This window comes from Pseudomonas sp. NPDC087358 (genome assembly GCF_044900785.1).
Lineage (GTDB): Bacteria > Pseudomonadota > Gammaproteobacteria > Pseudomonadales > Pseudomonadaceae > Aquipseudomonas.
Genome location: NZ_JBJDOA010000011.1, coordinates 1328 through 10341 on the forward strand (window position 1 = coordinate 1328; position 9014 = coordinate 10341).

The following is a 9014-nucleotide window of genomic DNA, read 5'->3' on the forward strand; positions in this document are numbered from 1 at the left end:
TTCTGCCCGAAGGGCGTGGGAGTCCGGCTTGCCGACGATCTGGCGCGCAGCGACAGCAAATCCTGTGCACGCGGTTCGCCTGACGCACCGCGCCGCATGACCCTACGACTGCTGCGCAGCCGATCGCCGACAAGTCAGGCTCCCACGCTCTTCGGGCAGAATCAAAAAGCGCCGAGACATCCGACACCGGTCTGCTTCTGCCAAAGACGATGGCATGGCTACCCCCGATCCGCTTCTGCCGAAGGCGGTGGCATGGCTGCTATGGATCCGCTTCTGCCCGAAGGGCGTGGGAGTCCGGCTTGCCGACGATCTGGCGCGCAGCGACAGCAAATCCTGTGCACGCGGTTCGCCTGACGCACCGCGCCGCACGATTCTACGACTGCTGCGCAGCCGATCGCCGACAAGTCAGGCTCCCACGCCCTTCGGGCAGAATCAAAAGCGCCGAGACATCCGACACTGAGCCGCTTCTGCCAAAGACGGTGGCATGGCTACCCCTGATCTGATTCTGCCCGGATCCTCGATCCTCAGGCGACCATCGACCTGTAGCAGTCCGGCTTGCCGGCGGTAGCGAATTCAGCATCGCTGCCGCCGGCAAGCCGGACCGCTACAGGCTTATGGGTTGGCCTTTGATTTCTCCTTCAATTCAGAAAGCCGCGACCAACCCATCCTTGCGTGGGTCGGTGCCGCCGACATAGCCATGGGCTGTGCGCTGAATGATCTGCGCACCCCCAAAGGCGAAAACACCGCTTGGGTCTTCGACTTCCACTTGATGCCCCTTGGCCCGCAGTTCTTCAACCACCAATCGGTCGAACGAACGCTCCACGGCGACTTTCAGACCGGCTTCGATCCGCCAGCGTGGGGCGTCGGCCGCAGCCTGTGGGTTCTGTTTGTAGCGCAGGATGCGCATCATCATCTGCAGATGTCCCTGAGCCTGCATCGGCCCGCCCATCAAACCGAAGGACATCAGCGGCGTGCCGTCGGCGTTCATCACAAAGCCCGGGATAATCGTGTGGAACGGGCGCTTGCCCGGTGCGACGACGTTGACGTGTTCCGGGTCGAGGCTGAAACCCGCGCCACGGTTCTGCAAGCTGATACCGGTGCCGGGCACTACCACGCCGGAGCCGAAACCCATGTAGTTGGACTGGATGAACGAGACCATCATGCCGCTTTCGTCTGCCGCCGACAGGTACACCGTGCCGCCTGCCTTGGGCGAGCCATGCAACGGATCGGCCGCCTGTTCGCTCACCAGCGAGGCGCGCTCCATCAGGTACGCAGGATCCAGCAGATGCTCGGACGCCACGCGCATGTGGTCATGGTCGGCGACGTGCTGATTGAGGTCGGCCAGCGCCAGTTTCATCGCCTCCAGCACCGGGTGCACGGTCTCGACGCTGTCCACGGCGTGCTCGCCAACGCCCAGCGCTTCAAGCATGGTCAGGCCGGCCAGCGTGGCGATGCCCTGGCCATTGGGTGGCAGCTCGTGAACCACGGCACCGGCGTAGGGCACCGAAATAGTATCGATCCAGTCCACGTTGTGATTGGCCAGATCGTCCAGGCTCATGACGCTGCCATTGGCGTTGGCATGGGCGACGATGGCCTGCGCCAGTTCTCCACGATAGAACGCCTGGCCCTTGGTCTCGGCGATCAGTTGCAAGGTATTGGCGTGGTCTTTGAGGGTGATTTTTTCCCCGGCTGTCGGCGCTTTGCCGCCCTGCAGGAAGCACTCGGCAAAGCCCGGCTGATCCTTCAACAGCGCGGCGCCGCGACGCCATAGCTCGGCAATGATCGGCGTGACCTGATAGCCGTTGCGCGCATAGCCAATGGCGGGGCCGGCGAGGGTGGCGAAGGGCAGCTTGCCGTAACGCTCTGACAACGCGACCCAGGCCGACACCGCGCCCGGTACGGTCACCGAGGGCCAGCCGCGCTGGGGCATTTCTGTCTGCCCGGCGAAATGTTCCGGGGTCCAGGCTTGCGGCGAGCGCCCGGAGGCATTGAGCCCTTGCAGCTTTTTGCCATCCCAGACGATGGCGAAGGCATCGCTGCCAATCCCGCAGCCGGTGGGTTCGACCACAGTCAGCACCATGGCCGCGGCGATGGCCGCGTCCACCGCGTTGCCACCCTGGCGCAGCATGTCCAGGCCGGCCTGGGCGGCCAGTGGCTGCGAGCAGGCGACCATGTTGTTGCCCATCACCGGCGAGCGGGCGGACGCATAAGGTTGGCTGTAATCCAGATCATCGAACATGAAATTATCTCTTCGGCAGTTGATCAGCTTGAGGTCGAATGTGGGTCAGCTTTTCGGGTCGAGCGCGTCACGCAGGCCGTCACCCAGCAGGTTGAAGCACAGCACGGTGATGTAGATCGCAACGCCCGGGGCGATGGACATCCACGGTGCCTGCTCCATGAAGTTTTTCGCCGTGTTGAGCATCGAACCCCAGGACGGCGAGGGCGGCTGCTGGCCCAGGCCGAGGAACGACAGACTGGCTTCGGCCAGAATCGCCGAGGCGATGGTCAGGGTCGCTTGCACCACCAGCGGCGAGAGCACATTGGGCAGCACGTAGCGCAGGATGATCCAGCGATCCGGCAGGCCAATGGCGCGCGCGCCTTCCAGGTAGTCTTCGTGGCGGATGGCCAACACCTGGCCGCGGGTCAGGCGAGAGAAAATCGGCATCGCCGACAGGCCGATGGCGATCATGGCGTTGCTCAGGCTCGGACCGAGGAAGGCACCCAGGGCGATGGCCAATACCAGAAACGGACAGGACAACAACGCTTCCATGATGCGGGAAATCACAGCGTCGAGCTTGCCGCCGAAGTACCCGGCGAGCAGGCCCAACGGCACGCCGATGACCATGGCGATGGCCACGGAAACGCCGCCTGCCAGCAAGGAGCTGCGCGCCCCCCACAGCAGTCGCGAAAACAGGTCGCGGCCCAGTTCGTCGGTGCCCAGCCAGTGCATCATCGAAGGCGCCTTGCGTACCGCCAGGAAGTTGGCCTTGAGCGGGTCATAAGGCGCAATCCAGGGCGCCAGGATGGCGGCGAGAATGAACAGGATCAATACCGTCGCGCCGATCACCGCGCCCTTGTTGGCGAGGAATTTCTTCACGAAGGGCGAACGGCTGCGCGGCTTGAGCGACTCTTTGAGGGGCAATGCAGGATTAAGGGTTATCGAGGTCATCAGGCAGTCCTCAGACGTGGATTGATCAGTCTGTACAGCACGTCGGCCAGCAGGTTGAGCAACAGGAAGCCGATGGCCACGCACAACACCACGCCCTGCACCACGGCGTAATCGCGGTTGAACACGGCATCGACGATCATCTTGCCGAAGCCGGGAATGCTGAACACTTGTTCGGTCAGCACCGCGCCACCAAGCAACTCGCCGAACAGCAGCGTGGTCAGGGTGACGATGGGCATCAGGGCGTTGCGCAGCGCATGCTTGAGAATCACCGTGCGCGGGAACAGGCCCTTGGCCCGCGCGGTGCGCACGTAGTCCGCACGCAGCACTTCGAGCATGGCGCTGCGGGTGTGGCGCATCAGCACGCCGGACAGCCCCGCGCCGAGGACGAAGGCGGGCAGGATCAGGGTTTTCAGGTTCTGCCCGACATCCTCGCCCAGCGGCACGAAACCCGATGCCGGCAGCCATTGCAGCTTCACGGCGAAGATCATGATCAACAGGATTCCCAGCCAGAAATGCGGAATGGAGATCCCCGACAGGGCGAACACGTTGGCCGCGTAATCCGTTGCCGTGCCCTTGCGCACGGCGGAAATCACCCCGGTGGGAATGCCGATCAGCAGCGCGATGATCAACGCCAGCACCGCCAGTTCGAGGGTCACCGGCAGCTTGGAGGCCAGCAGCGTGGTCACCGGTTGTTCGGTGCGCAGCGAGGCGCCGAAATCGCCTTGCAGCACGTTGCCGACCCAATGGACGTACTGCAACGGCAGCGGATCATTGAGCCGGTATTTCTCGCGCAGGTATTCCATCACCGCCGGGTCGCGCTCTTCGCCTGCCATGGCCTGCACCGGGTCACCCGGCAGCAGCTTTTGCAGGGTGAAAACGAACAGCGAAACCAGGATCAGCGTCGGGATGGCACTGAGCAGGCGTCGCAGGATGAAAGTCAGCATGGCGACTCCTCGCGGCCGTGGCGGTTATCCACCGGGCCGGTGATCATTTGAAGGCGACGTTGTTCAGGCGAATCAGGCCATCGGGATTGGGCACGAAACCGGTCAGGTTGCTGCGCATGGCGATGATTCGTGGGTCGAAGTACAGGTAGCTGGTAGGCACATCGTCGGCCAGCAGGCGCAGGGCCTCGAAATACAGGGCCTGACGCTGCGCCTGATCGTTCACGGTGCGCGCCTTGTTCAGCAGCTCGTCGAGTTTCGGGTCGCAGAAGTGCGCGTCGTTCTGGCCGCCCTTGCAGGTCACGAACTGATGAATGTCACCGTCCGGATCAGGCCGCCCGGACCAGGCGCTCATGCCGATCTGGAAATTGCCCGCCTGCTGTTCGCTGAGCAGCGTGGCGTACTCGGTGGCGATCAGGTTGACCTTGAAACCGGCTTCTTCGGCCATGGCTTGAATGATCTGGCCGACCTGTTGCGCGATCGGGTTGTTGGCCACTTTCAGCTCGACACTGACCGGGGTTTTCACGCCGGCTTCAGCCAGCAGTTTTTTGCTCGCTTCCACATCGCGGGTCGGGATTGGCAAATCCTTGTCGTAGTACGGACTGCTTTTCGGGAAAGGTTGCGCGCTTGGGGCGTAGAGGCCTTCGAACACCACCTGATTGATGGCATCGCGGTCAATGGCCAGCTCGAAGGCCTTGCGTACGCGCTTGTCCTTGCCGATTGGATTGTTGGCCTTGTCGCCATTGTTGGTGTTGTACATCAGCTGCATGTAGCCCAGGCCCGGAGTGCTGAACACCTGCACGTGGCTGTCGGCCTTGGCGGTTTTCACGTCGGTGGGTGCCACGCGCTCGATGATGTCCAGATCGCCCGAACGCAAGTTGGCCAGGCGTACCGAAGTGTCGGGGATCGGCAGGAAAATCACCTTGTCGAAGTGGTACGCCTGCTTGTTCCAGTAGTTGTCGAAGCGCTCCAGCACGATGCGGTCCTGCTGCACGCGCTGGACGAATTTGTAGGGCCCTGAGCACACCGGTTTCGAGCCGACGTCGGTTGCCGAAGCCTTGGGCGCGAGCATCATCCCGGCGCGGTCAGACAGTTGCGAGATCAGCGTGGCGTCCGGTTGCTTGACCTTGATCGCGACCGTCTTCGCATCGATCACATCGACGCTTTCCACCGATGACAGTTCGCTCTTGCGCAGCGAGTCGGGCAGGGTGCGGGCGCGGTCGAGGTTGAACTTCACCGCGGCGGCGTCAAACGTCTCGCCATCGTGGAAGGTCACGCCGTCGCGCAGGGTCATGGTCAGGGTCTTGCCGTCCTCGCTCCAGTTCCAGGCGGTCGCCAGCTGCGGCACGTAGGTCAGGTCCGGGCTGATATCCACCAGCTTGTCGCACAGCGCGGTGTACACCAGCCTTCCTGAGTAGGTGCGCGAGCGATGTGGGTCGAGCACGTCCGGGTCGTCCTGGATACCGATGCGCAATGTGGTTTCAGCGAAAGCAGCGTTCGCGGCAAGCAGCAACAACGCGGTGGTCATCAGAGGGGCGAACTTCATGGCTGACTCTCCAGAGAAAGGGCTTGATGGCTTTTGAACAGATTCAGGCGCTGGCTGTAGGCCGCGCTGGGTGTCGGTACGATCAGCGAACCGGCGCCGGCATTGGCGATTTCGCGCCAGTAATGGCAGGCCACCTGACGCCCCGGCTCGACGGTTTCGAAGGCCGGTTTGATTTCGCGGCACAACGCTTTGGCGTGGGGGCAGCGGGTATGGAAACGACAGCCCGATGGCGGCTTGCTCGGACTCGGCATGTCGCCACCGAGCAGCGGGCGCGGGCGCCGCAGGTCCGGGTGGCTGACCGGTACGGCGGCCATCAGCGCCTGGGTGTAGGGATGGAACGGCGTTTCGAACAGCGCGTTGACCGGCGCCAGCTCGACGATTTCGCCCAGGTACATCACCGCGACCCGGTCGCTCATGTGACGGATCACGGCCAGGCCGTGGGCGACGATCAGCAGGGTCAGGCCGAACTGATGCTTGAGGTCTTCGAGCAGGTTGACCACTTGTGCCTGCACCGACACGTCCAGCGCCGAGACCGGTTCATCACCAAGAATCAAACGCGGCTCGGAAGCCAGGGCGCGGGCAATGCCGATGCGCTGGCGCTGGCCGCCGGAAAACTCATGAGGAAAGCGGCTGCCGTGTTCCGGCGCCAGGCCTACGGTGCGCAGCAGTTCGGCGACCTTGTCCTGACGGGCGCTGCGGCTGTCGTCACGGTGCAGCCAGATCGGCTCGCCGATGATCGACTCGACGCTCATGCGCGGGTTCAGCGAGGCGAAGGGGTCCTGAAAGATGATCTGCAGGTCGCGGCGCACCTGACGCAGCTTGTCTGCCGGCAGGTTGCCCAGGTTGCGGCCTTCATAGATGACGTCGCCGGCGGTCGGTTTGAGCAGGTTCAGCAATACTCGGCCCAGGGTCGATTTACCGGAGCCGGACTCACCGACCAGCGCCAGGGTTTCGCCCCGGCGCACCGCCAGTGAGACCTCGTTGACCGCCTGGACCGGCGGCTTTTTACGCTGGAACAGACCGGCTTCGCTGTGGAAGTGTTTGCTGACGCCGATGCTCTCCAGAATCGGCGCTTCGGCGGCGCGATCAGCGAGAATGCGTTTGACGATTTTTTGCTCCGGCGTGCTCATGCGCTGACTCCCAGATGCTGTTCCAGTGGCGCGCGAATGCACGCCGCGAAGTGCCCCTCGGAGATTTCCAGCAGCGGCGGACGATCCTGGCGACAGGCCTCGATGACGAACGGGCAGCGGCTGGCGAAACGGCAACCGCTGGGCATTTCGGCCGGTGTCGGAACGCGGCCATTGATGGTGGCCAGACGACCTTCGCGCGGGCCAACCGAGGGCATCGAGCCCATCAGGCCGATGGTGTAGGGATGCTGCGGATCGTCGAACAGCGTCTTCACCGAACCGCTTTCCACCACCCGGCCGGCATACATCACCATCACCTCGTCAGCGACTTCAGCGACCACGCCCAGATCATGGGTGATGAGAATCATCGACGTACCGGTCTCGGCTTGCAGGCTGGCCACCAGCGAAAGGATCTGCGCCTGAATGGTCACGTCCAGCGCGGTGGTCGGCTCGTCGGCGATGATCAGCGCCGGGTCGTTGGCCAGCGCCATGGCGATCATTGCCCGCTGACGCATGCCGCCGGACAGCTCATGGGGATAGGCGTCCAGACGTTGCAGCGCGTCGGGTACGCGAACTTTTTCGAGCATCTGCAAGGCGCGTTTGCGGGCATCGCCGGCGGACAGCCGCTGATGGCGGATCACGCTTTCGGCGATCTGCTCGCCGATGGTGAACACCGGATTGAGCGAGGTCATCGGCTCCTGAAAGATCATCGCCATGCGGTTGCCACGCACGTCCAGCAGGCGATCATCGGACATGCCCAGCAAAGGCTCGCCAAGCAGACTGGACGCGCTGGCGCCAACCGTTGCGGTGTCGGGCAGCAGTCCCATCAACGCCATGGAGGTCACGCTCTTGCCACAACCGGACTCGCCGACGATGGCCAGGGTCTTGCCCGGTTGGATGGCGAAAGAAACACCGTCGACCACGTTGGCCGGCGCATCCTTGAAGCGCACGGTCAGGTCGCTGACGCTCAATACAGAGGGCTGCTGATCGTGAGTGGGATTGCTCATACGCTGGCCTCGAGGTCTTGTTGAATGACGTGGTCGAGCGCCTGCTGCAATGCACGCAGATGACCGCGCATGGCCGTGGCGGCCTTGACCGGGTCGCGGGTTTCGATGGCGCCGACGATGTCGTCGTGATCGTGGCTGTAGGTGCTCAAGCGGTCGGTGTTGCGCGCCCGCTGACGCAGATCGCGCCACGCAGGGTCCAGGCGAATGGCGTCGAGCATTTCGAAGATGTCGAGCATCAGGCGGTTGCCTGCCGCTTCGGCGATGCCGCGATGCAGGGCGCTGTCCCACAGCTCGATGCCCTCGGCGTCGATCTCGGTCGCATGCTGCTGGCGCGTGGTACGTTCGGCCAGGCGACGCAGGATCGCCATCTGTTCGCCGTTGGCGCGCAGGGCGGCCAACGATGCGAGTGCTGGTTCCAGATAAATCCGCGCTTCCATCACCTCACTGAAATTGGTCCGGCTCGAGAGCTTGGCAAAACTCATCGATGCGCTCGGCGGGGTAGGGCCGACAAAGGTGCCTTTGCCTTGGCGGCGCCAGATCTGACCTTCGGCTTCGAGTACCGCCAGTGCGCGTCGGATGGCCCGACGGCTGACGCCGAAATCCACCGCCAGTTCGCGCTCGGTGGGCAAGGCACGCTGGGGGAACGCGGCGTGTTGCGCAACCATCTGGCGCAAGGCATCCAGGGCCAGTTTCGACGAGTTGTCGTGGGGCGCGTCCATCTCGAACCTTTCCATCATGGTCTCTCGTGACAGGATGAAATCAGCGGGCCACCGGCAGGGTTGAATGACCAGTGGCGATGCAGGGGAGATTGCAATAGCGATGCCAATTTAAATTGGTTCGCTGCTGCCAGGGATGACCGGACGGGTGCCAAGCCTGCAATCACGGCAGCGTGGGCCAATCGCCAAAGGTTCGCTGGCTTGGTTCGCGGTAGGACGCGGGATTGGTTCGGGATGGAGCGAACCAATTTTCAAGGAGACGCGGCGCCCGTGCCTGATAATGGTTCGGCTGCATTGTTCCGGGGCGTGATTTGATGCTGGGCGCAGGCTCGTAGGTGCGGGCTTGCCCCGCGATCTGCCGGGCACCGGCAGTAGAAACAGCCAGCGCGGTGTGTCAGATGAATACCGCTCACAGGGTTTACTGCCGCTTCGCGCCAGATCGCGGGACAAGCCACGCTCCCACGCCCTGCGGGCAGAATCAAAAGCAGTTGCCGAACCCATCTGCTTC

Annotated in this window: 7 protein-coding genes; all 7 read right to left on the minus strand. The window is 63.4% G+C overall.

Features of this window, described 5'->3' with window-relative positions:
* Positions 1 to 643: 643 nt before the first annotated feature.
* The 7 genes from ACI2KS_RS22330 to ACI2KS_RS22360 are packed head-to-tail and all read right to left on the minus strand — an operon-like array spanning position 644 to position 8524.
* Positions 644 to 2239 carry a gamma-glutamyltransferase family protein gene (locus ACI2KS_RS22330; protein WP_404623186.1) on the minus strand — a complete coding sequence of 532 codons (1596 nt, stop codon included), beginning with the start codon at positions 2237 to 2239 and terminating at the stop codon, positions 644 to 646.
* Positions 2240 to 2284: 45 nt separating this feature from the next.
* Positions 2285 to 3169, minus strand: coding sequence for an ABC transporter permease (locus ACI2KS_RS22335; RefSeq protein ID WP_404623187.1), 885 nt, complete (start codon positions 3167 to 3169; stop codon positions 2285 to 2287).
* Entirely contained in the window at positions 3169 to 4113 is a 945-nt protein-coding gene (locus ACI2KS_RS22340) for an ABC transporter permease (RefSeq protein ID WP_404623188.1), read from the minus strand. The genes ACI2KS_RS22335 and ACI2KS_RS22340 overlap by 1 nt, the downstream gene beginning before the upstream one ends.
* Positions 4114 to 4156: 43 nt before the next feature.
* On the minus strand, positions 4157 to 5656 hold the full coding sequence (locus ACI2KS_RS22345) for an ABC transporter substrate-binding protein (RefSeq protein WP_404623189.1): 1500 nt from the start codon (positions 5654 to 5656) through the stop codon (positions 4157 to 4159).
* On the minus strand, positions 5653 to 6786 hold the full coding sequence (locus ACI2KS_RS22350; protein ID WP_404623190.1) for an ABC transporter ATP-binding protein: 1134 nt from the start codon (positions 6784 to 6786) through the stop codon (positions 5653 to 5655). Before ACI2KS_RS22350 ends, ACI2KS_RS22345 begins: the two co-directional genes overlap by 4 nt.
* Positions 6783 to 7790, minus strand: coding sequence for an ABC transporter ATP-binding protein (locus tag ACI2KS_RS22355; RefSeq protein WP_404623191.1), 1008 nt, complete (start codon positions 7788 to 7790; stop codon positions 6783 to 6785). The genes ACI2KS_RS22350 and ACI2KS_RS22355 overlap by 4 nt, the downstream gene beginning before the upstream one ends.
* Positions 7787 to 8524 carry a FadR/GntR family transcriptional regulator gene (locus ACI2KS_RS22360; protein ID WP_404623350.1) on the minus strand — a complete coding sequence of 246 codons (738 nt, stop codon included), beginning with the start codon at positions 8522 to 8524 and terminating at the stop codon, positions 7787 to 7789. The genes ACI2KS_RS22355 and ACI2KS_RS22360 overlap by 4 nt, the downstream gene beginning before the upstream one ends.
* Between the last annotated feature and the right edge of the window lie 490 nt (positions 8525 to 9014).